This is a genomic window from Marinobacter sp. (assembly GCF_041595835.1).
Taxonomy (GTDB): Bacteria; Pseudomonadota; Gammaproteobacteria; order Pseudomonadales; family Oleiphilaceae; genus Marinobacter.
Map to the genome: position 1 here is coordinate 65858 of NZ_JBFHJO010000003.1, position 25341 is coordinate 91198.

A 25341-nucleotide genomic window follows, 5' to 3' on the forward strand; every position below is an offset into this window, starting at 1 on the left:
GGAAAATTAACCCAGATAGCGTGGCGTTACATTACCTGAGCATTCAGAACCGTTATACTTTACCCCAAGCGCAACAGGTGCATGGAGCATAGGGTATGTCAGACAGGAAACAGTTTCTTACGGTGATGATCGTTGCAGCTCTTTTTGTGAGCTGGATTGGTTGGCGTGGCTTTGAAGTCATCAGCCTGAATGAGCAGCTTAAAATGGATAAGGTTGTCTCCAGCTACCCATATCAGCACCGAGTACTCAGAGTGGAGGGTGATACCGCAATTATCAGCTCTTTGCGGTCCCATTCTGTGTCAACACAACAAGCCTTGTCGGCGGTTTTTCCTGGCATGAAGCACCTGGCCGACACACACCGTGATTGGCAGAAAGCGGAGCGGGAGTTGGCGCAAGTACAGGCTCAGGCCGGCGATATTGTTCTTGCAGCACCGGCAATCAAACGTGTTCGCTGGGAACTTGACGAAAACTGGTACCATCTACAGTCCATGAAATCCCAAAAAAATACGGCCTTCTGACCATTATGCAACATGAGCCTTCTGACATAACCTCGTCTGCCCACCCGTACGACACCCTGACGCCGGAAGTCATTCTGGACGCCATGGAGGAAGCAGGCTTTGACGTCAGTGGGCGGCTCTTTGCCCTCAACAGTTATGAAAACCGTGTTTATCAAATAGGGCTTGAAGACGGCCCTCCAGTAATTACCAAGTTTTATCGTCCTGGCCGCTGGTCCGACGATGCCATCAGAGAAGAGCATGAATTTACACTGGAATTGCTGGCTTCAGATATTCCGGTGGTGGCACCACTGCTCATGGACAGTGGTGATTCTCTGGGGCGCCACGGCGAATTCCGGTTTGCCGTGTTCCCTCAGCGGGGTGGCCAGGCACCAGACACCAGTGTGACAGATACTCTGTACCGGCTCGGCCAGTGGCTCGGTCAGATCCACAACCTGGGTGCCACCAAATCATTCAGACACCGGCCGGGATTTGACCTGATTCGTGGTTTGGAAGAACACAACGCACTCCTGATCAACGGCGGCTGGATACCGGACGACCTTCGCCCCGCCTGGGACAGCCTGATTCCAGACCTGATTGCCGGGTGTAAGCGCAGAATGGACGATGCTGGTGATGTAGACACGCTCAGAATTCACGGAGACTGCCATGCCGGCAACATTCTGTGCCGGGACGAAACTATGCTGTTTGTGGATCTGGACGATTGCCGTACCGGCCCTGCAGTCCAGGACATGTGGCTACTGTTGAACGGAGAAACCGCAGAAAAAGCCAGCCAGTTAGGAGAATTACTCGAAGGCTACGAAATGTTCCGGGAGTTCAATCGCCGGGAACGCCACCTGATAGAACCCCTGCGCTGCTATCGTCAAATCGCACACTGCGCCTGGCTGGCAAAACGCTGGGAAGATCCGGCATTCCCCCGCTTCTTCCCTTGGTTTGCACAATCCCGCTACTGGTCAGACCAGATTCTGTCACTGCGAGAACAACTTTCCGCCCTGCAGGAGCCTGCCATCATGCTTCCAGGACAATACTGAACACAGAAAAGAGGTAAACATGAGCGAAAGTGAAAACCGTTACTCGGCCCGGGCCCTGATTCTGACGGCGATTATCAGCATCATCGGTACTGTGCTGGCTCTTGAGGCCAGCGGCCGCATCGATCACTCCGACAACAAGGACAATGTTCCCGTCGGTGATTTTCAGGCCATTCATTTAAAGCCCGGGGAAGAATTCCGGATGTCCCGGAAGTCATCCGAACTGCATGCGGTCTGCGAAGATGGCTTCCTGGCGATCGCGGCAGACGTAGATCCCTCGTTCCGAGGCATTCTGGTAGATTACAAAAACCGGGGTGTTCGTTGTTCGCGCCCATCACCTACGGCGATGGACCTGGCCACCAAGCCTTCAGCTGAGGGCAACAATGAGCAGTAAAAAAACCGCCCCGGTTAAGCAGATGACCGACCGTCTTTTCGCCACCGAGCGCAACCCCGAAGATTTCCGTTTTGACGCTTCGGTCGCCCGAGTTTTCCCGGACATGATTCGGCGTTCTGTGCCAGGTTATACCACCATCATTCCGATGATTGAGGTAATTACCGAGCAATATGTTCAACCCGGTTCCCATTGTTATGACCTGGGCTGTTCGCTTGGCGCATCCACTCTGGCCATGCGGCACGGCATTCCCTATCCGGATTGCACTCTGGTCGGCGTAGACAACTCCAGCGCCATGATTGAGCGGTGTAAACACTATGTCGCTCTGGATGACCATGAGCTGCCGGTTACCTTGCGCTGCGAAGACCTTCTAACAACTGAGCTGAGCCAAGCCTCGGTAACTACCCTGAATTTCACGCTGCAATTTGTTCCACCGGAACAACGGTCAGACTTACTGAAACGAATTGCTGATGCCACGCTACCTGGCGGCGTGCTGATTCTGTCCGAAAAAATCCGGTTTGATTCAGACTCGGAACAAGACACGCAAACCCGGCTACACCACGAATTCAAACGAGCAAACGGCTATTCCGACCTGGAAATCAGCCAGAAGCGCGCCGCCATTGAAAAAGTACTCATCCCGGAAACCCTGGCCGCACATCAGGAACGGCTTACCTGCGCGGGATTCAACCAGGTACTGGTGTGGTACCAATGCTTCAATTTTGTTTCCATCCTGGCCATCAAGAGCCACTAACTCCAGGACAGACCAAGACTTATGGCTGCTTTTGACTGGCGCAAACGTTTCACCCCTTTTCTCAACTTCCTGTACAACAATAACCAGGAAGCCTGGGCCAACGTGCTCACTGAGCAGTTGATCCATCGCTTTGAGATAAATCCTCATGGTGATATGGACCGCTGGCAGACAGCCCTGGAAGCTCTGCCAGCGGCTTCGGGCACAAGCGTCGATCTTACTCACTCTGCAGTGACTATTGCCTCTGCAGCCCCTTTGAGTGAGCCTGAGGCTGAAAAGCTGGAACTGGGGCTAAGGGGGTTGATGCCCTGGCGTAAAGGCCCCTTCGATTTTTTCGGCACATACATTGATACCGAATGGCGCTCTGACTGGAAGTGGGATCGTGTTGCACCTCACCTGGCCGATCTGAATGGCCGCACCATTCTGGATGTCGGCTGTGGCTCAGGCTATCACTGCTGGCGCATGGCTGGTGCCGGTGCAAAACGGGTACTTGGTATCGACCCCGGGTTACTGTTCATGTTCCAGTTTCTGGCGGTCAAAGGCTACCTAGGTGATGTGCCTGTCGACCTGATACCAATCCGCATGGAAGACCTGCCGGATAACCTTGAGTTGTTCGATACGACCTTCTCCATGGGCGTGCTGTACCACCGCCGATCGCCAATTGACCACCTGCTGGACCTAAAAGGCACTCTCCGCAGCGGTGGAGAGCTGGTACTGGAAACATTAGTCGTTGAGGGCCCGGAAGGTTACAGTTTGGTACCAGAAGACCGCTATGGTCAGATGCGAAACGTCTGGTTCTTGCCCAGCTGTCCAACCTTGCTCCGATGGCTGGACCGCGCTGGTTTCAAACAGCCACGAGTCGTGGATATCAGTAACACCACCACCGATGAACAGCGCCGTACCGACTGGATGAGATACAACTCTCTGGCAGATTTTCTTGATCCCGAAAACCCGTCCAAAACTATCGAAGGCTATCCGGGCCCCAAACGTGCCACGATCATTGCAGAGAAACCCTGAAAGACCATCAGCAGATATAAAAAAACCGCCTGAAGCATTTGCTAAAGGCGGTTTTTTTGTCTCAGAAACTTACTCCCCGAAAGGGTGTCTCAGAGTGATCGTCTCTACACGGTCTGGCCCGGTCGAGATAATATCGATCGGCGCTTCGATCTGTTCTTCCAGGAAACGAATATACGCTTTCGCATTCTCCGGAAGCTGATCCAGTGCAGTCAAACCAAAGGTGCTTTCACTCCAGCCAGGCAACTCTTCATAGATCGGTTCGATATCCTTGTAGCTTTCGCAACCAATCGGCGGCCGGGTGATTTCGCCATTCGGCGTTTTATAACCTACGCAGACCTTAACGGTTTCCAGGCCATCCAGTACGTCCAATTTAGTCAGGCAAATACCAGACACACTGTTAATCTGGATAGCATGGCGCAGAGCTACAGCATCGAACCATCCACAACGACGCGAGCGGCCAGTCGTGGTGCCCACTTCATTGCCTTTCACCGCCAGACGCTCACCCACATCGTCAAACAGCTCTGTCGGGAACGGGCCGGAACCAACGCGAGTGGTGTACGCCTTGGTAATACCCAGTACGTAATCCAGGTATAGCGGACCGAAGCCAGAACCGGTCGCGGTACCACCAGCAGTGGTGTTGGAAGAGGTTACAAATGGGTAGGTTCCCAGGTCGATATCCAGCAGAGAACCCTGAGCGCCTTCAAACAGAATATGCTCACCACGCTTGCGATGGTCATGCAGGATGTCAGTCACATCAGTGGCCATCGGCAGAATTTCTTCAGCCATCTGCTTCAGTTCTGCCAGAGCTGCGTCGATATCTTCAGCTTCTTCTTTGAAGTACTCGGTCAGCACGAAGTTGTGGTAAGACATAATCTCACGCAACTTCACTTCAAACTCTGCCATATTAGACAGGTCGCTTACGCGAATACCACGACGAGACACTTTATCTTCGTAGGCTGGCCCAATACCACGGCCAGTCGTACCGATCTTATCAATACCCTTGGCACGCTCACGAGCCTGATCGATACGAACGTGGGTACGCAGAATAACCGGGCATGCCAGACTGATTTTGAGACGATCCCGCACCTCAACACCGTTAGCTTCCAGCTCACGAACTTCCTTAAGAAGCGCTTCCGGCGACAGTACTACGCCGTTACCAATCAGGCAGAGGACATTCTTCCGAAGAATGCCAGACGGGATCAGGTGCAAGGCCGTCTTTTTACCCTCGATGACCAGTGTATGGCCAGCGTTGTGACCACCCTGAAAGCGCACCACTGCTGCCACTTTTTCTGTCAGAAGGTCAACGATCTTACCCTTGCCTTCATCACCCCACTGGGTACCCAGCACAACAACATTTTTACCCATGATTCTCTCTCACATCAGGCGGCCCTATGGCTAGCGCCTTGCACATTTATTCAGAAAAACTCGCAAAAAACCGAAACCAAACGCACGCGTCAGCCCAGCATCTCCACAACCCATTGCCCATCTTTCTTAATCAGCTGACGATCGCAGCCCTGTGCCAAAGGATCTGCAGATGAATCATCTGGCAACCCCCTTATCACAGTCTCAGTCATCCTCAGGCCGGAAATAACGCCTTCCAGCGCGGAATCTTCTATGGCTGGCGCCCAAATGGCACCAGTACGCTTGTAGGGGCGTTCCCCCAGGGCCACCAGAGCACGAATATCTATACTGAAGCCAGTCGCTGGCCGGGCGCGGCCAAAATCGCTGCCAATGGCATCATAACGCCCCCCCTTGGCAACCGAGTCGCCATGACCGGGCACGTAGGCGGCAAACACCAACCCTGTATGGTAGTTGTATCCACGCAACTCACAGAAATCGAAACCGACGCTTACTTCAGGAAAATCACGACCAAGCATATCGGCCACCCGGGTAAGCTGATCCAGCGCAGCGTCCAGAGCATCAGATGCTCCCCCAAGAATCGTTCGGGCGACATCCAGAGCTTCGACACCACCACTGACGCGAGCCAGCTCCCGAAGCAGGGCGCCAGAAGAACCCGGAGCACAGTCACCCAGCAAGCTGTCCAGTTCCGGCACAGACTTACGGGCCATCGCATCGAATACAGCCGCTTCGGTGGCTTTATCGAATCCAGAGCCCGCAATGAGACTTTCATAAATGGAAACGTGGGCAAGATCCAGGTGCACATGAGGCAGGCCGGCAACCCGAAGTGCTTCCAGCATCAGACTGATCACCTCCAGGTCAGCCGCTTCAGATGTGCTGCCAAACAGCTCACAACCTGCCTGGATCGGCGTACGGCCAGTCAGCATGTGTCGTGGGCGGGTATGCAACACATGGCCTGCGTAGCAAAGGCGGGTAATACCTTCCTGCCCTAATGTATGGGCATCGATACGGGCTGCCTGCGGCGTCATATCCGCGCGCACGCCCATCATCCTGCCTGTAAGCTGGTCCGTCAGTTTGAAAGTCTGCAACTCCAGATCATGTCCGGTGCCTGTAAACAGGGACTCAAGATACTCAATCAGGGGCGGGATCACCAATTGGTAACCCCAGCGTTGGCAGGTGTCCATTACATCCCGGCGCAGGGACTCGATCCGTCCGGCCAGCGGGGGCAGAATGTCTTCTACTCCGTCTGGCAGTAACCAGCGATCAGATACTGTCATGAGATTGTGTTGTCCGTTTTTCCGTCACCGACAAAGGTAGCGGTGGGAATGACTCAGGGTTCAGGGTGGTCAGGCGTAGAAATGCCTAAACAAAACCGCAAAGATTCTACACCCTTGGCAGACACAAAAAAACCGGAATACCAAGGTATTCCGGTTTTCCGCCTTAACCAACGAAATTAGTTGGTGCCAGCAGGGTCCTTCAGGAATTTCATAAAGTCACTGTTGGAGTCGATGACCATGATGTCATCTTTGCCAGAAAACGTTTTCTGGTAAGCCTGCAAGCTCCGGTAAAAACTGTAAAATTCTTCGTTACTGCCATAGGCATCAGCGTATATCTGAGCTGCTTCACCGTCACCTTCACCACGTGTGGTCTCAGCCTCGGCAAAAGCGTTAGCCAGAGTTACTGTTTGCTGACGATCAGCGTCGGCCCGAATGCCTTCAGCCAACTCCAGGCCACGAGAACGGAACTCCTGAGCCAGTTTCTGACGTTCTGTCGCCATCCGGCGATAAACGTTTTCACTGACAGACCCCGGAAACTCAATGGCCTTGAGCCGAATATCGAGGATTTCGATACCAAACTCTTTAATTGCTGTCTCATTAGCGCGGTCTCTCAGAGAGTGCATCAGCTCATCCCGTTGCCCCGAAACCACTTCGTGCATGGTTCGAACACCAAACTCGTCACGCAGGCCATTGTCCACACGGGACAGAATCAGCGTTCCAGCACGCAGCTCATCACCACCGGTAGCACGGTAGAACTGATCAACATCCCGGATTTTCCAGGCCACATAGGAATCTACGTCCAGCGGCTTCTTCTCGATGGTGAGGTATTGTCGTGAGGGCAAATCCAGCGTCAGCACCCGGATATCAAACTGTCGAATCTGATCAATGACAGGAACTTTGAAATGGATACCTGCCTGAATATTCGTCTCAACCAACTCACCAAAGCGTAACTTCACACCACGATGCGTCTCAGGAATGATGAATACGCTAGACAATACAAGCAGGACGACGATCAGGGCGCCTGCAAGGCCCAATACACCTTTAGGTCCCATAATTTATCTACTCCTCCGGGTGTTTACGTCCTGCCGGGCGCGCAACTCTTGCAAAACCTGGTCGGTCAGCGTTTGAACATCGATCTGCTGGCTGCCCGAGCCGGATGAGCCAGAGCTGGCAGCCGGCAAACGACCTTGCATCAACCTGTCCAAAGGCAGATACATCATGTTGCCACTACTCTCGGTATCAACGAAAATCTTGCTACTGTTACTCAGAACCTGTTCAAGGGCCTGAATGTACATCCGCTCACGAGTCACCACTGGTGATTTTTCATACACCGAAAGCAACTGATTAAAACGAGCCGTTTCACCACGGGCACGCTCGATCACTTCAGCTTTATAGGCGTTGGCTTCTTCGATCAGACGCTGGGCCTGCCCCCGGGCTTCCGGCACGATCTTGTTTCGATAGGTTTCCGCTTCTTCTTTCAAACGCTGCTCGTCTTCACGGGCACGCTGAACTTCACGGAAAGCATCCTGAACAGCGGCGGGAGGCTGGGTACTCTCTACGTTGACCCGCACAATTTCCAGACCGGTTCCGTATTCTTTAAGAAAACTCTGCAACCGCTGCTCAACCCTGACTGCCAGTTCTGCACGACCTTCGGTCAATACATCATCCAGAGAGGAACTGCCCACCTCGTGACGAAGCGCACTGTCGGTGGCAAAGGCGAGCGCCTGATTGGAGTCCCTGACGTTAAGCACGTATGCCTTGGCGTCTCCAACCCGGTACTGAACCTGCAGATCAACAGTCACCAGGTTTTCATCTTGAGTCAGCATCTGACCAGATGAACGGGCGGTTCGTACGTTAGTGACAAGAACCTTGGTCACGGAATCGATCAAAGGAACTTTGAAGCGCAAGCCCGGATTTTCAGTACGGTTATATTCCCCGAAGCGCAGCACAACGGCCCGCTCCTGCTCGTCTACGGTGTAGAACGACTGAAAAACGACATAACCTGCAACCAGAATTGCAGCAAGGGCAATAATGGCACCAAAACCGCCCTTGTTGTTACCCGAGCCCGAGGTGCCCTTGTTGCCTGAGCCACCTTTACCACCAAGCATACGATTAAGCTTGTCAAGGCCCTTTTTCAGCGCTTCGTCCAGGTCTGGTGGCCCCTGATCATTGCCGCGACGACCGCCACCGGTTCCCCAGGGATCATTGTCGTTACGGTTACCACCCGGTTCATTCCAGGCCATAATTCTCTCCGTTCGTGTTAAGTCGAATGGCTGCAAATACTAGGGATTTATCAGCCCCCCGGCAATAGGCGAGCCATGTCAGAATGTTCTGTCTTCCAGCCGAACTTCATTCTGGCTAACACCAGCCCGGCTAAGCAGCTGCTGCCAATCCCGGTTCTGTAACCGAATTTCTACTACGGTATCACCGGTTTCCCGATATTCTTCACTGAGTACCGAGCCCGCTTCATGCAGAGATGCCCGTAGCTTACCATCAGCAGGCCCCAGCAGAACAAAGTGGTGAACCACATCTTCCGCAAGACGCTCGACAATAGCATCAAACAGCAAGTCCATCCCTGCACCGGTCACAGCCGACACCCAGACTCTGACCGGAATACCTTCTTCATTACGATCAACTCTGGCCTCAAAATCATCCAGCAGATCAATCTTGTTGAAGACCTGCAACTGAGGCACTTCATCTGCGCCAATCTCAAGCAGCACGTTCTCCACCTGCTCGATGTTTTCATCCCGCCTGGCATCATGGCAGTCAATCACATGCAGCAACAGTGTAGCCTGCCGGGTTTCCTCCAGAGTCGCCCGAAAAGCTTCAACCAGCTTGTGAGGCAAATGACGAATGAAGCCAACCGTGTCAGCCACTACGACCGACCCGATGTCGGGAAGTTCCAACTTACGCAGTGTTGGGTCCAGGGTTGCGAACAACTGATCGGCGGCATACACGCTTGCGGTTGTCACACGATTGAACAACGTAGACTTACCTGCGTTGGTGTAACCCACCAAAGACAGTGTAGAAATATCTGCACGCTGACGAGCCCGTCGCCCCTGATCCCGCTGCTTACGCACCTTTTCCAGACGCTTATGAATGGATTTGATACGTTCCCGCAGTAACCTGCGGTCTGTTTCAAGCTGGGTTTCACCCGGTCCCCTGAGGCCAATACCACCTTTCTGGCGTTCAAGGTGCGTCCAACCCCGAACAAGCCGGGTTGACATATGCTCAAGCTGAGCCAGTTCCACCTGAAGCTTGCCTTCATGAGTACGGGCCCGCTGTGCAAAAATGTCCAGGATGACGCCTGTGCGGTCCAGCACTCGGCACTGGAGTTCGCGCTCAATGTTCCGCTCCTGGCTAGGACTTAATGCATGGTTAAACAGCACAACATCAGCTTCGCTGGCAGCCACCGCATCCCGGATTTCTTCCAGCTTGCCTTCACCAACAAACAAGCGAGGACTGGGCTGTTTACGAGTACCTGTCACCATAGCAACAGGTTCTACACCCGCAGACGTCACAAGCTCCCGAAACTCGCCCGGGTCTTCAGAGCCATCATGGGCGGTAAATTCAATGTGTACGAGAACCGCCCGTTCTCCAACGTCAGGACGTTCAAACAAGATATTTTCAACTCCATAAAAACAAACACCCGCGGCCAGTTCAGCTCAAAGTCTGTCCTGTACCGCGGGTGCCAAAACCGGAAAATCCGGAGGTATTAATCTTCAGCTTCATCCTCTCCTGCCGGGTTCGCCTGTGGCAAACGCACATTACGGGCAGGCACGACGGTGGAGATAGCATGTTTATAGACCATCTGGCTTACCGTGTTCTTTAACAGGATCACGAACTGATCGAACGATTCGATCTGGCCCTGCAATTTGATGCCATTAACCAAAAAGATAGAAACCGGAATGCGTTCCTTGCGCAAGGCATTGAGGTAAGGGTCTTGTAATGAATGCCCTTTTGACATGTGTATTCTCCTGTTTAGAGGTAGAGGTAGGTGCAGATCGTCATATTTCAGAGTTTAATGTGGTGTCTAGCCCCGATTTTTTCAAGGCTTCCAACATCACGTGTAAATTATTGCTGTCCAGCCGGTGAACTTCTGGCCATTTCCGTAACCAGGTAAGCTGGCGTTTTGCCAGTTGACGGGTAGCCGCCATCCCTTTGTTTACGTACGTTTCATAATCACAAGCGCCCGACAGATAATCCCAAGCCTGCCGATAGCCCACACAACGCATGGATGGCATATCAGGATTCAGGTCACCTCGATTCATCAGACGCCGGACTTCATCCAAAAACCCAGCTTCTTGCATAGCCAAAAAGCGTGCGCCGATCCTCTCATGGAGGACTTTGCGCTCAACCGGTGCAATAGCATACTGGAAAACAGTATACGGTAGACCAACACTTTCGTCTGCCTGCCACCGGGTGAAATAGGTGTAATCCTTAACGTCAGCCCCACTTTGCACCGAAGAAGTTCCGGGGCTCGCCTGCCAAAATGATGAAATTGGTTGACCAGTAAGCCGAATAACCTCAATAGCACGCATCAATCGCTGTCGATTGTTGGGATGAATAAGCGTCGCTGCAACCGGGTCTTTGGCCACCAGCTCCTCATACAAGCATTCCCAACCGTGGGACAGGGCCTCCTGCTCAATCTGTTCCCTGAGCTCCGGATTGGCTGACGGCAGGTTCGACATACCGTTCAGTAACGCCTTGAAATACATCATGGTTCCGCCTACTAGCAGCGGGATTCGGCCACGCCCGGAAATTTCAGCCATTTCAGCCAGCGCGTCCCGCACAAAATCAGCAGCTGAATAGGTTTCTGCGGGATCACAAATATCGATCAAACGATGCGGAGCTTTCGCCAACTCTCCGGCTGTCGGTTTCGCCGTTCCGATATCCATGCCACGGTAGATCATGGCGGAATCCACGCTGATGATATCGCAGGGCAGCTGTTCACAAAGAGCCATAGCAAGGTCGGTTTTGCCGGAGGCGGTCGGCCCCATCAAAAAAATAGCCGGAGGAAGGCTTTGCAGCCGCGGGTCTGACATAGCCCTTATCGCCCTCTCAGGAACAGTTTGTCCAGTTCAGACAGGGTAACCAGCGTCCATGTAGGACGGCCGTGATTACACTGGCCACTACGCTCAGTCGCCTCCATGTCTCTCAACAGTGAATTCATTTCAGGAATGGTTAATTGCCGGTTGGCTCGCACTGATCCGTGACACGCCATGGTTCCCAGCAGCTCATGAGTCACAGCCTCAACCCGATCACTTTGACCGTTTTCAATCAGGTCAGCCAAAACATCACGCACCAGCTGTTCAGTATTTGCACCCCGCAACAATGCGGGGATCTGACGTACAGCTAATGTTTCCGGGCCAATGCGTTCAATCTGCAAACCCAGCTTCTGCAATTCATCACCGTGAGTTTCTGCCAGCCTGGCCTCTTTCTGACTAACCGTAAGCGAAACCGGGACCAAAAGGGGCTGGCTTTTCAAATCTTGCTCGACCAAAGCCTGTTTCATGCGCTCGTAGGTGATCCGCTCATGAGCCGCGTGCATGTCCACAACAATCATACCAGCACGGCTTTGGGCAAGAATGTAGATGCCGTGCAGCTGAGCAATCGCATAACCGAGCGGAGGCTCTTCTTCACCATCCCGCGGCGGCGTGGTTAGAACAGGCTGGGTACCGGACCCCGCTGGCCGAGACTCACCAGTAACGCCACCGCCACCATTAAGCGAATTATAGAACCCCATCTGGTCACTGGCCTTCCAGTCCTGCTGCGGCTGCACCGGTGCCGAATGACCAAATCCAGTATTAAAAGATTGTGACTGAGCGGCTCCATGGCCCTGCTGAGGCTGAAAAACCGCAGATTCACCCACCATAGGCGGCACTTCAGGTTCGCGCCCAAAAGACTGTGCTTCAGCCCCCCGGAAATGATCCGCAGGACGAACATCTGCTAAAGCTTTGTGGAGAGTGCGGAAAATAAAATCATGCACCAAGCGACCATCCCGGAAGCGCACTTCGTGCTTGGTGGGGTGCACGTTAACATCCACTGTGGCGGGGTCCACTTCCAGATACAACACAAACGCCGGATGGCGATTATTATAAAGCACATCCCGATATGCCTGGCGAACCGCATGGGCCACCAACTTGTCGCGAATTACCCGCCCGTTAACAAAGAAATACTGAAGATCTGCCTGGCTACGGGAAAATGTGGGCAAGGCTACCCAACCCCAAAGACGCAGCCCACTGGCTTCGGCCTCGATCACTACCGCATTGTCGATAAATTGCTGCCCACACAGGGAACTGATTCGACGTTGCTTGTCGATCTCCGACTCGGCCGGCCGCAGGCTTTGAATCACCCGCTGGTTGTGGCGCAGGGTAAATCCGGTATCGAAACGGCTAAGCGCTTGTCGGCGAATAGTTTCATCGACGTGATTAAACTCTGTTTTTTCTGTGCGCAGGAATTTGCGGCGGGCGGGTGTGTTAAAAAACAGATCCCGGACCTCAACGGTGGTACCAACAGGGTGTGCAGCCGGTGAGATTTTGGAATCCATGTCACGCCCTTCGACTTCCACCCGGGCAGCGGCTTCTTGCTCTACCGTACGAGAAGTCAGTGAGAGGCGGGAGACAGAGCTGATACTGGCAAGGGCTTCGCCACGAAAACCCAGAGTACCTACGGCTTCAAGGTCATCAAGGGTCAAGATCTTGCTGGTCGCATGCCGGCTTAGTGCTAAAGGTAAATCAGCCTCAGCAATACCCGAGCCATCATCCCGCACCCGGATCAGCTTAACGCCACCTTGTTCCAGTTCTATATCAACCCGGCTGGCACCGGCATCCAGAGCATTTTCCACCAGTTCTTTAACAACGGACGCGGGACGCTCCACCACCTCGCCAGCGGCTATCTGGTTGGCAAGCCGGGGCGAGAGCAATTGAATGTGGGGCATAGCCGGGAACTACCTCTTGATCAGGATGAGGGAATACGAATGGTTTGCCCTACCATAACACGATCGTCGTTCATCTCGTTAAACCGCATCAGCTCACTGACGGTCGTCTGGTTTTCACGTGCAACTCCGGACAAAGTGTCGCCACTCTGAATCCGATAATGACTAACCCGGCCTCCATCCCGACCGTTCTCTTTTTGCCAGGCAAGCAAAGTTCCGGGAGGAGGACTGCGCCTGAAGTAATCACTTATCCCCCCCATCATGGCTCTGGCTAATTTTTCCCGATACCACTCAGAAGCGAGATTCTTTTCTTCCTTGGGATTCGAAATAAATCCGGCTTCCACCAAAATGGATGGAATATCTGGCGACTTAAGCACAGCAAACGCGGCCTGCTCTACACCTGGCTTATGCAACTTTGCCACACCGCCCAGTTTGCCCAACACCGAGCTGCCGACACCCAGGCTCGCGTTGATGCTCGCCGTCATCGACAAATCGAGTAATACGCCCGCCAGCATTTCATCTCGCCCCTCCAGAGACAGGCCACCAGCTCCGCCAATCAGGTCTGAACGGTTTTCACTTTGTGCCAGCCAGCGAGCGGTTTCACTGGTCGCGCCCCTCTGGGACAGTGCAAATACAGAGGCACCACTGGGCTGAGGGGTCCGGAAGGCATCCGCATGCACAGAAACAAAAAGATCCGCATTATGTTTACGCGCCAGAATCGTCCGGTTTCTCAGGCCGATGTAATAATCGCCTGTACGGGTAAGCTTGGCGGTATAGCCAGGCTGCTTGTTGATCAGCTCAGCCAGCGTTTTAGCCATTTTCAGCACGACATCTTTTTCACGGGTACCCCGAGGACCGATAGCTCCCGGGTCTTCTCCGCCATGGCCAGCGTCCACCACAATGACAATATCCCGCTTACCCGCCGAATTCTGTGTAACGGTTGGACTTGCTTCTTTCTCCGACCGACTACCCGCTTCATCAATCAGATCGACCACCAACCGGTGGCCATACTGCTGGTTGGGTTCCAGCACAAAGCTGCGGGGTTTTATGTCGGTTTTCAAGTCAAGCACGACTCGTAAGTCTGTTCCATTCCGAGGCGCACTCCGAATACGCTGAATAGGGCTCCCGGACAGGTCGACCTTACTGAAGTCCGTTGTCATGGAAGCATTTTTCAAGTCAATCACCAGTCGTGACGGACCGGACAACGAGAAAACGTTGTGATCTACCGCTCCTTCTGTATCCAGCACCAAACGCGTATGGTCCGGCGCGGGCCAGATGCGCAAGCCCTCAATCTTGGTGGCGGCATTAACGGCGCTTGCCGCAAGCGCCAACAACAGAAACAATGCGATTTTCATGAATCCGGCCCCATCAACTCAATTTGACTTAACAACGTGGCACCAAACTCCGAACGTGCCTTTAAAATAACCGCGCGACCTTTACCCTTTCGCTCCAGACAGATCTCGATATCCGGTTCTGGCAGCACACCCTGGCCGCGCTCCGGCCACTCAATCAAACAAAAATTCGTGCCCGAGAAATAGTCACGAATCCCCATGTATTCAAGTTCTTCCGGATCACCCAGCCGGTATAAGTCGAAATGGTATACCGGCGGCACCAGATCTTCATATGGCTCCACCAGCGTATATGTCGGACTTTTAACCGCACCTTTGTGCCCCAACCCACGCATAACTCCTCGACTGAGCGTGGTTTTACCCATGCCCAGATCCCCTTCCAGGAACACCGTCAGGCTTTGATCAGACAGTTTTGCCAGCCGCGCCAATTCACCGCCCAGGCACTCTGTTCCAGCCTCGGTTTCCAGAAACAACCGGCACTCGTTACCAACCATACTCATCGCTCCTGCCGGTCGTTCCACAGGCTTTTGACGCCAGTTTTTTTCAACACCTGGGGTAAACCGGCAATCACATCGGTCGGCAATAGCCCCATATAGCCCAGCTCTTCAACTGCTTTGTCAGCGGCGGCCAGGTGAGCTGCAGCGGCGGCGACCGTAGCCAGGCTCGCCTCGGGTAGCTGCCCCATAAATGCACCGATGATGCCCGACAACACATCACCCATCCCACCGGTAGCCATGCCAGGGTTTCCGCCGGCAATGATAAAGGGCTCACCGGAGCCTGTGGCAATGACTGTTCCCGCACCTTTGAGCAAGACAACGCCACCCCATATACGCTGAATCTCTCTCGCAGCAACCAGCCGATCTGCCTCAATCTCAGCCACAGTAAGCCCGAGCAGGCGTGCGGCCTCACCAGGGTGTGGAGTAAGCACGTGCTTACTCATCGGGATCGCAGCCCGGGTAGCCATCAAGTTAAGTGCATCGGCATCCAGGACCCGGGGCTTGCCACTCTCAACCACCTGCTGCAACATCTGTTGCCCCCAGGCCGACTTACCAATACCAGGGCCACAGACAACCACATCAGCCCGTTGAAGCAATGGCACCAACTCTGAGCCATGAATCAACCCGTGGGTCATCACGTTCGGGCACCGAACCAAAGCTGCGCTCACATGCTCTGGCCGCGTAGCAAGCGATATAAGGCCTGCTCCCGCACGGGATGCAGCTTCAGCCGCCATGATTCCGGCGCCGCCGAAACCGCGATCACCGGCAACCACCAAAACATGACCAAAACGGCCTTTATGAGCGTTCAAAGGGCGCTCGGGAAACCAGTCCCTACACTCAGCCCAGACTTTGAGCCGGGCTACCGGCTGCCCGGGACAGCCATGAAATTGCTGTTCAGTCACCAAGGGCTCAAACACCACCCGGCCACAAACGGCAGGCCCTGCTCCAGTGTAGAGCCCCACCTTGGCGCCAATAAAGGTGACCGTCAACGCTGCACGAACCACTTCACCTGCTGCCGCCCCGGTGGACGCATCAAGACCGGAAGGCAAGTCAACCGCCAGCACAGGAACTCCTGCGTCATTTACGGCACGGATAACACTGGCAAACGGCTCTCTCGGCGCCCCCGAAACCCCGGTACCCAATAACGCATCAACGACAATCCCGGCTTTAATGAGATTCGCTGCCAGCTCACCCTCAGACAAATCAGCAAATTCCTTAACCGGCACTCCTTCAGCCCGGGCAACCCTGAAGGCTTTCAAGGCATCTCCCGTCAGTTTTTCACTCGGAGAAACAGCAACACACTCAACGGGAATGGCCAAGCGGTGAGCATTCGCTGCAATCAAATAACCATCGCCACCGTTATTACCCGCACCGCACAAAACCAACATTGGGCCAGGCGCGGGCCAATGTTTCCGTAACTGCCGAAACGCAGCTCTGGCCGCTGCCTGCATCAGCTCAAAACCATCTATGCCCTGCTGATCAATAAGATACCGGTCCATCGCTCGTACTGAGTCGGCGGAATACAAGGCTTCTGATAGACTGTCCGCGTAGTGCATAGGAGCATCCCGCTAAAGAAACCGGTTTAAGAAAATTGGCCAGATATCTGTAAAGCATAGCAAAATAGAAAAAAAGGTCATAACTTAATCAAATTAAATCTCCGCAGGCTTTCGCCGCCGAAGGCTCCATCATGCCCAACAATACAAATATCACAGCCTCAACCCCCTCTCTGGAAGCCCTGCCAGCCAAAATTCGCCAATGGGCGAAACAACTGGGCTTTGCTGATACCGGCATCACCTATGCCAATACCGGCCCCCATGCTGAACGCCTGAAGCAATGGCTTGCAGCCGGCTACCATGGTGATATGACTTACATGGCCGACCATGGCGACAAACGCTATACGCCCGACTCTCTCGTCCCGGAGACACAACGAGTCATTTCCGTTCGCATGGACTACCTCCCCTCACCGGACAACCCGAAACAAGCGCTGACAAACCGGGAAACTGCCTACATAACGCGCTATGCCCTTGGACGGGACTACCACAAGCTGATGCGCAAACGGCTAGCAACTCTGGCCAGACAGATTGACGAAGCAATCACCGGTTACGACTATCGCGCCTTTGTCGACAGCGCCCCCGTGCTTGAGCGAGGCTTAGCCCAGCGTGCCGGGCTTGGCTGGATCGGCAAGAACAACATGGTGATACACCCCAAGGCGGGTTCTTTCTTTTTCCTGGGTGAAATTTTTACCAGTGCCCCATTGCCCGTAGACGAACCGTTTGACAAGCAACATTGCGGCTCCTGCTCTGCGTGCCTGAAAATCTGCCCAACGGATGCTTTTGTTGGCGCTCACTTACTGGACGCCCGGCGGTGCATCAGCTATCTGACGATCGAACTGAAAGGGGCCATTCCAGAGGAACTACGTCCGAAAATGGGCAACCGGGTGTTTGGCTGCGATGACTGCCAGCTGGCGTGCCCGTGGAACAAGTTCAATAAGCCCACTAAAGAAAATGATTTTCAACCCCGGCACGGCCTGGATAACACCGACCTTGCAGAGTTATTCCTGTGGACTGAGCAGGAGTTTCTGAAACGCACAGAAGGCTCGGCTATTCGCCGCACCGGCTATGAAAACTGGCTGCGTAATATCGCAGTGGGACTGGGCAACGCCCCGTCGACCATTCCCGTCATCGAGGCGCTGAAGCAGCGGGCGGAGCATCCATCAGAGGTGGTGCGTGAGCACGTAGCCTGGGCACTTCGCCAACACGGCTTATAGCTTGAAGAAATGCTCACGGTAATGGCGCAGCTCCTCGATGGAGTCGCGAATATCGTCCAGCGCCAAGTGGCTACCTTTCTTTTTCACGCCATCCAGGACATCCGGGCGCCAGCGACGGGCAAGCTCTTTGACCGTTGAAACATCCAGATTGCGGTAATGGAAGAATGCCTCAAGTTCAGGCATGTATTTAACGAGAAAACGCCGGTCCTGACCAATGCTGTTGCCGCACAATGGCGACTCACCCGCAGACATGTACTGTTTCAGGAATGCCAGTGTTTCCTGCTCGGCCTCTGCCTCGGAGATTTTGCTGTCTTTAACTCGCTGGGTCAGACCACTGGCTCCGTGAGTCCGGGTGCACCATTCATCCATGGAGTCCAACAGGCTGTCAGGCTGTTTAATGGCAATCACGGGGCCTTCAGCGACCAGATTCAGTTCCGAATCGGTAATAATCGTGGCCATTTCAATAATCCGCTCTTGCTCAGGATCCAGACCAGTCATTTCAAGGTCTATCCAGACCAAGTGGTTTCCGCTGCTCATTTTCATCTACACCTATGCCGTTAAATTTTTTCGGAGGGGGCGTGTGTGTGGCACACATGAGAAACTCTGCCTATTGTCCATGATTCACGTATCATGTGGTACATCACTTTCCCGGAACACTAGAAAGCCAATGGCAAAACGCAAATTGAACAAACGCCAGCAGTGGCGGATTGAGAAGATTCAGAAAGAGCGCACTACCCGAATGGCTCGAAAGGAAAAGGCCGTAGAAGCGCAAGCAGAAGCCGGTGAGCTGGGGCCAGAACAAGAAGGCCTGATTATTGCTCATTACGGACAACAACTGGACGTTGAAGCCCTGCAAGGTGATAACGCCGGGCAGGTATTCCGCTGTTTTGTCCGGGCCAACATCAGCAGCCTGGTAACCGGGGATAAAGTGGTCTGGCGGCCCGGGAAAAGTGAAACCGGCGTCATTGTGGCCCGATGTGAACGAGAAAACCTGCTCCAGCGGCCGGATAACTTTGGAGCACTAAAGCCTGTAGCGGCAAATATTGATCATATTATTCTGGTGATTGCACCAGAGCCGGAGCCCCATGACAGCCTGATTGACCGTTATCTCGTGGCTTCCGAAAGCTCAGATATCCCCGCCGTCATTCTTCTCAACAAAACCGATCTGATTAACGATCAGAACCGTCCTCACATTGAAGCTCTTCTCGCCCGCTATGAAGCCTTAGGCTATCAGGTAGAACGGACATCTGCCGCAGCCTGCAAGGGAGAGCCAGCGCCCGAAGTCGAGGCACTGGTACGCAACAAGACCAGCGTGTTTGTCGGACAGTCCGGAGTTGGAAAGTCATCGATTATTCAGACCTTACTCCCGGATGAACTGCTTCGGGTTGGCGCAGTATCTGCGAGCACGGGCAAAGGCGTGCACACAACTACCACCGCCAAGCTTTTCCATCTTCCGAGTGGAGGCGACCTGATTGATTCACCAGGGATCCGGGAGTTTGGTTTGTGGCATATGACACCTCAAGAAGTAGAGTATGGATTCCGGGAAATCCGTCCTTTGATGGGCATGTGCAAGTTCCGGAACTGCCGTCACATGGGTGACCCCGGATGCGCACTGGATGCGGCAGCAGAAAACGGAACTATTTCACGGGAACGCCTTAAAAGCTTCCATCGGATTCTTCAAGATATGGCGGAACAACAAGCACGAGGACTTAAACTTACCTGACTTAAGCTGAACCAATTGTCCGGAAAAGTTACCAGTTCAACTCACCTGGCGCTGGCTCCGGACGCTCCTCGAACCAGCTTCCATCTTCCAGGTTCTTGAATGCCTTTTGCTCTTGTTCCTCTGATGGGCGGGTTAAGTCGATTAGGGGCTGGCTTGGCCGACGTTCTCCACTCTCAATACCTTCAACGGTTTTCTTGTTGAGAACAATAATAGAAATACGGCGATTAACGGGTGCTGTCGGGTTGTCTTTGTCAAACAGCACCGAATCACTCAGACCCACAACCCGCGCGATCTGTTCAAGCCTTACACCACCAGCTACCAGCGCACGGCGAGCAGTGTTTGCCCGATCAGCCGACAGTTCCCAGTTCGTATAGCCCGGCCGACCACTAAATGGAGTCGCATCAGTATGACCGGTAAGGCTCAATTTGTTGTTAACCGAACCCAGAGTTTTGGCAAGCTCAAAAAGGATGTCCTGAGAGTAGTATTTCAGCTCTGCCCGACCACTATCAAACATTGGACGACCTGACCGATCCACAATCTGGATACGCAAACCTTCATCCGTTATGTCTATCAGCAGCTGGTCTTTGAATTCTTTCAGCGTCTCATTCTGTTCAATACGCTCTTTCAGCTCTTGGAACAACTCTTCCATGCGCCGCTCCTCAAGCGTATCTGCCAGTTCGTCAACCACCTGATCTTCAATCTGAATCGTGCTGGACTCAACATCCTGAGTCGCTTCATTGATTACCGACGCGCTTCCCCCGAGATCGACCGGATTCGCAGAACCGCCCTCCGTAAAACCAATCGGGTCTTTGAAATAGCCCTCTACAGCCTGGATTTGCTCCGGAGAGGCTGTCGCTGTCAGCCAAAGCACTAGAAAGAAAGCCATCATGGCCGTGGCGAAGTCTGCAAACGCAACTTTCCACGAGCCGCCGTGGTGGCCTCCAACGATTTTCTTTTTGCGCTTGATGATAATCGGCTGCTGTTCCACGCTTAACTCCAGCTACTGGCAAGTAAAATCACTTAGAGCGAACGTGATCATTTAATTCCTGGAATCCCGGCCGTTTATCGGTAGGCAAAGCTTTGCGTCCAAATTCTATGGCCATCTGCGGCGCCTGCCCGGATACTGTAGCAACAATGGCTGATTTCACGCATTCATACGCCTTTAACTCATATTTCGCAGAGTGCTCAAGGGCAATAGCCGTTGGCCCAACAAACCCGTACCCCATCCAGATCCCCATGAAGGTACCTACAAGCGCAGCGGCTACACTCAAGCCAATTCTTTCCGGCCCTTCCGACAGGAAGTTCATGGTGATAACAATCCCCAGAACCGCAGCAACAATACCTAACCCCGGAAGGGCATCTGCAATCTTGTTAACTGCGTGGGCCGGTTCTTCCAGTTCCTGCTGGCGACTATCAATTTCATTCTCCATCATTCCTTCAAGCTCATAAGGAGCCATGTTGCCGGAGCTGATTATCCGCAAATAATCAGTAATAAAGTCGAGCAGGTGACCAGATTTCATGATGGCGGGATAGCGAGTAAAGATCTGACTGTTCTCCGGATTGTCAATGTCTTCCTCAATGGCCATCACACCCTGCTTCCGGGATTTATCGAAAACCTCATACAGCAGACTCAGTAAATCCATATAGTAAGATTTATTGAATGGCGAACCGGTCAGCAACCGCAACACGCCACTGAATACCTGTTTAACCGTGTGTAAAGGGTTTGCAATTACGAAAGAACCCACGGCCGCACCGCCGATGATCATAATTTCCGTAGGTTGCCAGAGCACGGCCAGGTTTCCGCCGTGCAGCATATAACCACCAAGCACACTCGCAATGACAACTACCGCACCAATAATCAGCAGCATAGAAAAAAGTTCACCTGTTTATCTTCTGTTTGATAACTTTTACCAGTCACATTTTCACCCCTCATGATAATAAGGTGCGCTCTGATCATAGCAAGCCTCTGCCCAGACAGCGAAGCTGAGAAACAATTTCTATACACTACACGCAGTTTGTTAAACTGCACGGCTTTAGAATCCAGAGACCTTTTAAATGCTTGATAAACTGTTTGTCCTGAGCCAATACGTTACACCGCAATTGGCCCTGTCCCGCCTGGCAGGGCGCCTTGCCGACAGCAACAGGACACCAGCCCTGAAAAACCGAGTGATCAATTGGTTTATCGGCCGTTACGGCGTAAACATGAGTGAAGCAGCCGAGCCGGACCCCACCGCTTATGACAGCTTCAACGCATTTTTTACCCGAGCTCTCAAGCCGGGAGTTCGTACCGTTGATCAAAGACCAGATATCTTCGTTAGTCCGGTAGATGGAGCTATCAGCCAGATCGGACAAGTGAACGCTGACGACCGGGTTTTTCAGGCAAAAGGCCAGTCATTCAGCCTGGTCGAATTACTGGGCGGCGACAAACAACGAGCAGAAGCTTTCCATGAAGGTGAATTCGCAACCATCTACCTGTCCCCGAAAGACTACCACCGTATTCATATGCCTATGGCAGGCACACTGAGGGAAATGGTTTATGTGCCTGGAAACCTTTTTTCTGTAAACCCCGTAACGGTAGAGAGTGTGCCCAACCTTTTCGCACGCAACGAACGAGTTGCCTGCATTTTTGATACAGAAGCCGGCCCTATGGCTTTGGTTTTAGTCGGTGCGATGATCGTTGGCAGCGTGGAGACCACATGGGCTGGCGTGGTTGCACCAAAGCCGAGCGAGGTCACTCAATGGCAATATTCAGGAGAGGATGCCGTCCGCTTCGAGAAAGGCGACGAAATGGGGCGCTTCCGACTCGGTTCTACCGTGGTCCTCGTTATGCCCAAAGGCGTCGTAGCCTGGAAGGCTGACCAGATAGCAGGCAAAACAGTCCGGATGGGTGAAGCTTTCGGCGAACTGAATCAACCCAACACCTGATCAGGTTCAGGCCCTTTCTATCGGAAAGGCCAGAACCTCGTCAATCACCTTTGCTCCGACCTTAAGCATCAGGAGCCGGTCAAGCCCCAACGCTACGCCCGAGCAATCGGGCAGGCCAGCCTCAAGCGCACTGACAAACGATTCATCCACCGCCATTCCCGGCTTATCGAACGCTTTGCGCTGCAGGTTATCCGCCTCGAAGCGGCGTCGCTGCTCAGCAGGATCCGTCAATTCCCAATAACCATTGCAAAGTTCAAGACCATTAATATACAACTCAAAACGATGCGCAATGGCATGCCCATTGTCTATAGAAACCCTGGCCAGGGCTGCCTGAGAGGCCGGATACCGAGTTAAAAAAACCGGCCGATCGTTACCCAAAGCGGGTTCAACAACGAAACTCATCACCAGATCCAGGCAACCATCACGGCCTAACCCTGCAAGCTGATCAGGTTCCAGCCATTGTGAGCAGTACTGCTGCAGGGCGTCGTCAGAGATTTCCATGGGGTCAAAGCCCGCATTGGCCATAACCGCTTGACGGTATGTCACTTGTTCTGGCTGCTCACAATCCAGCCATCCACACACCAGGTCTGACACTTCCGCCATCAACGCCTGATCATCCAGCCCCAGGCGATACCACTCAAGCATCGAAAATTCAGGATTATGGCGGCGGCCCCGCTCGCCGTTACGGAACACCCGGGCAACCTGATAAATAGAACCAGAGCCAGCAGCCAGGAGACGCTTCATATGATATTCGGGAGAGGTCTGCAGCCACCCACCCGTAACGCCCCCGGCCATCACTTCGACAGGGATGCCGTCAAGATTCACATCGGTGACGCCGTGGCGGCCAAGCACCGGGGTTTCCACTTCCAGCACTTCCCGTTCACGAAAAAAGCCGCGCACATAGGCCAGCTGCCGTGCACGGCTTTTGAGAACCTCCCGTGAGGCGGCAGGCCGCCATACCGGAGTATCAGCCATCAGTAATCAGCTGCTTTTCACACGGTTCACATACTCACCGGTGCGGGTATCCACTTTCAGCACTTCACCGATGACGATAAATAAAGGAACACTGACTACGGCACCAGTAGATAGCGTTGCCGGCTTGGAGCCACCTTGAGCAGTGTCGCCCTTCATGCCCGGATCAGTATCAACGACTTCAAGCTCGACAAAGTTTGGCGGCGTCACGGACAGCGGCGCACCGTTATACAGAGTAACGGTATAAACGTCCTGTTCTTTCAGCCACTTCACAGCATCACCGACAGCCTTGGCATCAGCTGCATACTGCTCAAAGGAACCATCGGTCAGCATGAAGTGCCAGAACTCACCATCGGTGTACAGGTATTCCATGTCCTGATCCAGAACATCTGCCGCCTCAAGAGTTTCGCCGGACTTAAAAGTGCGCTCCCATACCCGGTTGCTCATAAGGTTACGAAGCTTAACGCGGTTGAACGCCTGCCCCTTGCCGGGCTTAACGAACTCGTTCTCAAGGATGATACAAGGATCACCATCCAGCAAAACCTTGAGACCGCTGCGGAATTCGTTGGTAGAATATGAAGCCATGAAATGTCCACCTGACATACTGTCGTTAAAATTTCAAAGGTCGCTATGATACAGCGAACTCCTGTCCGTATAGAAGCCCGCAATGTTGGCCATTCACCCAGCAACATCAGCGCAACAACTGAAAATCAGAATTGGCAGCAGATTCTCAGTCATTCTGTCTGTCAGCCTGAACACTTACTGGCGCGTATGGGATTACCGGCCCAACAGTGGCTCAAAGGCGCTAAAAGCGGCCATGAACACTTCCCTATACGGGTACCGGAACCCTTTATTCAACGTATGGAACCTGGCAACCCTGACGACCCTTTATTGCGCCAGGTTTTGCCGCTGGCAGATGAATCCATTGATCAGCCCGGCTTCATCAAAGACCCGCTGGAAGAAAAGACGGCCTCCCAGATTCCCGGACTGATCAGAAAATATCAGACCCGCGCACTATTGATGGTTACCGGGCAGTGTGCCATTAACTGCCGTTACTGCTTTCGCCGGCACTTTCCATACAACGATCATAAATTAAGCCCTGAAGACCGGAGTCAGATTATTACGTCTCTCACCGCCAGTCCGGAAATCAACGAAGTCATTTTGTCGGGCGGCGACCCACTGGCCGTCAACGATCGGTTACTGGCGCAATGGGCAAACATGCTCGAATCTGTACCACACCTGCGCAGACTCCGCATTCATTCCCGACTGCCAGTTGTAATTCCCCAACGGGTCTGTGACGAAATGCTTTCCTGGCTCAACCGAAGCAGGCTCCAGAAAGTCATCGTGGTTCATGTCAACCATCCAGCGGAAATTGACCAAGCCACGCGACTGGCCTTTAAAAAGCTCAAAGACGCCGGAGTCACATTGTTGAATCAAAGCGTTATTCTCAAAGGGGTTAACGATAGCAGCGTAACGCTATCGGAATTAAGCGAGGTTTTGTTCGATGCCGGCGTGCTGCCCTATTATCTCCACGCTTTCGACCCTGTTGCCGGAGCTCACCATTTTAATGTGAGCGACGCGAAAGCCGCAGAAATAGTGAGGGAAATGCTAGAATACCTGCCGGGATTCCTGGTACCCAAGCTGGTTAGAGAGGTTCCCGGGCAGCCCAGCAAAACCCCAATACCTGTAATTTAGTGAGATGTGTCGCGAAATCGGGCTGTTGTTAACTTGTTAAAGATTGTCAACTCGTGATTTTCTCGCTTTTTGTCTCCGCTTTGCTATTTTACAGTTTAAGATCAAGAAACAATAACGAACTGTATTTTCGGCGTTTTCGCTGAA

Annotated in this window: 25 protein-coding genes; 9 read left to right on the forward strand and 16 right to left on the reverse strand. The window is 53.3% G+C overall.

All coding sequences use genetic code 11. The features are described from left to right. Positions 1–95 precede the first annotated feature (95 nt). The 5 genes from ABYA77_RS02390 to cmoB are packed head-to-tail and all read left to right on the forward strand — an operon-like array spanning position 96 to position 3696. Entirely contained in the window at positions 96–518 is a 423-nt protein-coding gene (locus ABYA77_RS02390; protein WP_372964338.1) for a hypothetical protein, read from the forward strand. A 5-nt stretch (positions 519–523) separates the two neighbouring features. Further along, complete coding sequence (locus ABYA77_RS02395) at positions 524–1543, forward strand: serine/threonine protein kinase (RefSeq protein ID WP_372964339.1); 1020 nt, start codon at positions 524–526, stop codon at positions 1541–1543. A 19-nt stretch (positions 1544–1562) separates the two neighbouring features. Beyond that, positions 1563–1934 carry a kinase gene (locus ABYA77_RS02400; protein ID WP_372964340.1) on the forward strand — a complete coding sequence of 124 codons (372 nt, stop codon included), beginning with the start codon at positions 1563–1565 and terminating at the stop codon, positions 1932–1934. Beyond that, positions 1924–2682, forward strand: coding sequence for a carboxy-S-adenosyl-L-methionine synthase CmoA (cmoA, locus tag ABYA77_RS02405; RefSeq protein ID WP_372964341.1), 759 nt, complete (start codon positions 1924–1926; stop codon positions 2680–2682). The genes ABYA77_RS02400 and cmoA overlap by 11 nt, the downstream gene beginning before the upstream one ends. Before the next feature lie 21 nt (positions 2683–2703). Continuing rightward, positions 2704–3696: a tRNA 5-methoxyuridine(34)/uridine 5-oxyacetic acid(34) synthase CmoB gene (gene cmoB / locus ABYA77_RS02410; protein WP_372964342.1), complete on the forward strand. Its 993-nt coding sequence runs from the start codon at positions 2704–2706 to the stop codon at positions 3694–3696. 69 nt (positions 3697–3765) lie between these two features. Here the strand turns inward: cmoB and ABYA77_RS02415 are convergent, their stop codons facing one another. From ABYA77_RS02415 to ABYA77_RS02465, 11 genes are all read right to left on the reverse strand, one after another. Further along, the gene (locus ABYA77_RS02415; protein WP_372964343.1) at positions 3766–5061 is read right to left on the reverse strand and encodes an adenylosuccinate synthase; all 1296 of its coding nucleotides are present in this window, start codon (positions 5059–5061) and stop codon (positions 3766–3768) included. An 89-nt stretch (positions 5062–5150) separates the two neighbouring features. Beyond that, entirely contained in the window at positions 5151–6332 is a 1182-nt protein-coding gene (locus ABYA77_RS02420) for an ATP phosphoribosyltransferase regulatory subunit (protein ID WP_372964344.1), read from the reverse strand. A gap of 176 nt (positions 6333–6508) precedes the next feature. After that, complete coding sequence (gene hflC, locus ABYA77_RS02425; RefSeq protein ID WP_372964345.1) at positions 6509–7384, reverse strand: protease modulator HflC; 876 nt, start codon at positions 7382–7384, stop codon at positions 6509–6511. Between the two features lie 3 nt (positions 7385–7387). Further along, complete coding sequence (gene hflK / locus ABYA77_RS02430; protein WP_372964346.1) at positions 7388–8575, reverse strand: FtsH protease activity modulator HflK; 1188 nt, start codon at positions 8573–8575, stop codon at positions 7388–7390. Positions 8576–8653: 78 nt separating this feature from the next. Beyond that, a complete protein-coding gene (gene hflX / locus ABYA77_RS02435) occupies positions 8654–9955 on the reverse strand; it encodes a ribosome rescue GTPase HflX (protein WP_372964404.1) in 1302 nt (433 codons plus the stop codon). Positions 9956–10047: 92 nt separating this feature from the next. Continuing rightward, complete coding sequence (gene hfq, locus ABYA77_RS02440) at positions 10048–10299, reverse strand: RNA chaperone Hfq (protein WP_372964347.1); 252 nt, start codon at positions 10297–10299, stop codon at positions 10048–10050. A 40-nt stretch (positions 10300–10339) separates the two neighbouring features. Beyond that, on the reverse strand, positions 10340–11362 hold the full coding sequence (gene miaA / locus ABYA77_RS02445; protein WP_372964405.1) for a tRNA (adenosine(37)-N6)-dimethylallyltransferase MiaA: 1023 nt from the start codon (positions 11360–11362) through the stop codon (positions 10340–10342). Positions 11363–11382: 20 nt separating this feature from the next. Continuing rightward, the gene (gene mutL / locus ABYA77_RS02450) at positions 11383–13272 is read right to left on the reverse strand and encodes a DNA mismatch repair endonuclease MutL (RefSeq protein ID WP_372964348.1); all 1890 of its coding nucleotides are present in this window, start codon (positions 13270–13272) and stop codon (positions 11383–11385) included. Between the two features lie 20 nt (positions 13273–13292). Beyond that, complete coding sequence (locus ABYA77_RS02455) at positions 13293–14624, reverse strand: N-acetylmuramoyl-L-alanine amidase (protein WP_372964349.1); 1332 nt, start codon at positions 14622–14624, stop codon at positions 13293–13295. Further along, positions 14621–15118 carry a tRNA (adenosine(37)-N6)-threonylcarbamoyltransferase complex ATPase subunit type 1 TsaE gene (gene tsaE / locus ABYA77_RS02460; protein ID WP_372964350.1) on the reverse strand — a complete coding sequence of 166 codons (498 nt, stop codon included), beginning with the start codon at positions 15116–15118 and terminating at the stop codon, positions 14621–14623. Before tsaE ends, ABYA77_RS02455 begins: the two co-directional genes overlap by 4 nt. Next, entirely contained in the window at positions 15115–16671 is a 1557-nt protein-coding gene (locus tag ABYA77_RS02465; RefSeq protein WP_372964351.1) for an NAD(P)H-hydrate dehydratase, read from the reverse strand. Before ABYA77_RS02465 ends, tsaE begins: the two co-directional genes overlap by 4 nt. A 131-nt stretch (positions 16672–16802) precedes the next feature. Here ABYA77_RS02465 and queG point away from each other — a divergent pair, with 131 nt between their 5' ends. Beyond that, the gene (gene queG / locus ABYA77_RS02470; protein ID WP_372964352.1) at positions 16803–17882 is read left to right on the forward strand and encodes a tRNA epoxyqueuosine(34) reductase QueG; all 1080 of its coding nucleotides are present in this window, start codon (positions 16803–16805) and stop codon (positions 17880–17882) included. On the opposite strand, the gene orn is transcribed toward queG, so the two are convergent. Continuing rightward, positions 17877–18419, reverse strand: coding sequence for an oligoribonuclease (gene orn / locus ABYA77_RS02475; protein ID WP_372964353.1), 543 nt, complete (start codon positions 18417–18419; stop codon positions 17877–17879). The genes queG and orn overlap by 6 nt on opposite strands. Before the next feature lie 130 nt (positions 18420–18549). Between orn and rsgA the strand changes: the two genes are divergently transcribed. After that, positions 18550–19605 (forward strand): small ribosomal subunit biogenesis GTPase RsgA, encoded by a 1056-nt coding sequence (gene rsgA / locus ABYA77_RS02480; RefSeq protein WP_372964354.1) that lies wholly within the window; start codon positions 18550–18552, stop codon positions 19603–19605. A gap of 28 nt (positions 19606–19633) precedes the next feature. Here rsgA and motB read toward each other — a convergent pair whose 3' ends face one another. Both motB and motA read right to left on the reverse strand, forming a co-directional pair. After that, positions 19634–20593, reverse strand: coding sequence for a flagellar motor protein MotB (motB, locus tag ABYA77_RS02485; RefSeq protein WP_372964355.1), 960 nt, complete (start codon positions 20591–20593; stop codon positions 19634–19636). A gap of 28 nt (positions 20594–20621) precedes the next feature. After that, positions 20622–21473, reverse strand: coding sequence for a flagellar motor stator protein MotA (gene motA / locus ABYA77_RS02490; RefSeq protein WP_372964356.1), 852 nt, complete (start codon positions 21471–21473; stop codon positions 20622–20624). A gap of 187 nt (positions 21474–21660) precedes the next feature. On the opposite strand from motA, the gene asd reads away from it, so the two are divergent. Further along, complete coding sequence (asd, locus tag ABYA77_RS02495) at positions 21661–22530, forward strand: archaetidylserine decarboxylase (RefSeq protein WP_372964357.1); 870 nt, start codon at positions 21661–21663, stop codon at positions 22528–22530. Positions 22531–22536: 6 nt separating this feature from the next. Here the strand turns inward: asd and epmA are convergent, their stop codons facing one another. Together epmA and efp are read right to left on the reverse strand one after the other, a co-directional pair. Further along, positions 22537–23505 carry an EF-P lysine aminoacylase EpmA gene (gene epmA / locus ABYA77_RS02500; protein WP_372964358.1) on the reverse strand — a complete coding sequence of 323 codons (969 nt, stop codon included), beginning with the start codon at positions 23503–23505 and terminating at the stop codon, positions 22537–22539. A gap of 6 nt (positions 23506–23511) precedes the next feature. Continuing rightward, positions 23512–24087 (reverse strand): elongation factor P, encoded by a 576-nt coding sequence (efp, locus tag ABYA77_RS02505; protein WP_372964359.1) that lies wholly within the window; start codon positions 24085–24087, stop codon positions 23512–23514. A 45-nt stretch (positions 24088–24132) separates the two neighbouring features. Between efp and epmB the strand changes: the two genes are divergently transcribed. Next, complete coding sequence (gene epmB, locus ABYA77_RS02510) at positions 24133–25197, forward strand: EF-P beta-lysylation protein EpmB (RefSeq protein ID WP_372964360.1); 1065 nt, start codon at positions 24133–24135, stop codon at positions 25195–25197. Positions 25198–25341: the final 144 nt, after the last annotated feature.

Coding starts and splice junctions, on each gene's coding strand:
- ABYA77_RS02390 (WP_372964338.1), top strand. CDS start 96: ATGTCAGACAGGAAACAGTTTCTTACGGTGATGATCGTTGCAGCTCTT.
- ABYA77_RS02395 (WP_372964339.1), top strand. CDS start 524: ATGCAACATGAGCCTTCTGACATAACCTCGTCTGCCCACCCGTACGAC.
- ABYA77_RS02400 (WP_372964340.1), top strand. CDS start 1,563: ATGAGCGAAAGTGAAAACCGTTACTCGGCCCGGGCCCTGATTCTGACG.
- cmoA (WP_372964341.1), top strand. CDS start 1,924: ATGAGCAGTAAAAAAACCGCCCCGGTTAAGCAGATGACCGACCGTCTT.
- cmoB (WP_372964342.1), top strand. CDS start 2,704: ATGGCTGCTTTTGACTGGCGCAAACGTTTCACCCCTTTTCTCAACTTC.
- ABYA77_RS02415 (WP_372964343.1), bottom strand. CDS start 5,061: ATGGGTAAAAATGTTGTTGTGCTGGGTACCCAGTGGGGTGATGAAGGC.
- ABYA77_RS02420 (WP_372964344.1), bottom strand. CDS start 6,332: ATGACAGTATCTGATCGCTGGTTACTGCCAGACGGAGTAGAAGACATT.
- hflC (WP_372964345.1), bottom strand. CDS start 7,384: ATGGGACCTAAAGGTGTATTGGGCCTTGCAGGCGCCCTGATCGTCGTC.
- hflK (WP_372964346.1), bottom strand. CDS start 8,575: ATGGCCTGGAATGAACCGGGTGGTAACCGTAACGACAATGATCCCTGG.
- hfq (WP_372964347.1), bottom strand. CDS start 10,299: ATGTCAAAAGGGCATTCATTACAAGACCCTTACCTCAATGCCTTGCGC.
- mutL (WP_372964348.1), bottom strand. CDS start 13,272: ATGCCCCACATTCAATTGCTCTCGCCCCGGCTTGCCAACCAGATAGCC.
- ABYA77_RS02455 (WP_372964349.1), bottom strand. CDS start 14,624: ATGAAAATCGCATTGTTTCTGTTGTTGGCGCTTGCGGCAAGCGCCGTT.
- tsaE (WP_372964350.1), bottom strand. CDS start 15,118: ATGAGTATGGTTGGTAACGAGTGCCGGTTGTTTCTGGAAACCGAGGCT.
- ABYA77_RS02465 (WP_372964351.1), bottom strand. CDS start 16,671: ATGCACTACGCGGACAGTCTATCAGAAGCCTTGTATTCCGCCGACTCA.
- queG (WP_372964352.1), top strand. CDS start 16,803: ATGCCCAACAATACAAATATCACAGCCTCAACCCCCTCTCTGGAAGCC.
- orn (WP_372964353.1), bottom strand. CDS start 18,419: ATGAGCAGCGGAAACCACTTGGTCTGGATAGACCTTGAAATGACTGGT.
- rsgA (WP_372964354.1), top strand. CDS start 18,550: ATGGCAAAACGCAAATTGAACAAACGCCAGCAGTGGCGGATTGAGAAG.
- motA (WP_372964356.1), bottom strand. CDS start 21,473: ATGCTGCTGATTATTGGTGCGGTAGTTGTCATTGCGAGTGTGCTTGGT.
- asd (WP_372964357.1), top strand. CDS start 21,661: ATGCTTGATAAACTGTTTGTCCTGAGCCAATACGTTACACCGCAATTG.
- epmA (WP_372964358.1), bottom strand. CDS start 23,505: ATGGCTGATACTCCGGTATGGCGGCCTGCCGCCTCACGGGAGGTTCTC.
- efp (WP_372964359.1), bottom strand. CDS start 24,087: ATGGCTTCATATTCTACCAACGAATTCCGCAGCGGTCTCAAGGTTTTG.
- epmB (WP_372964360.1), top strand. CDS start 24,133: ATGATACAGCGAACTCCTGTCCGTATAGAAGCCCGCAATGTTGGCCAT.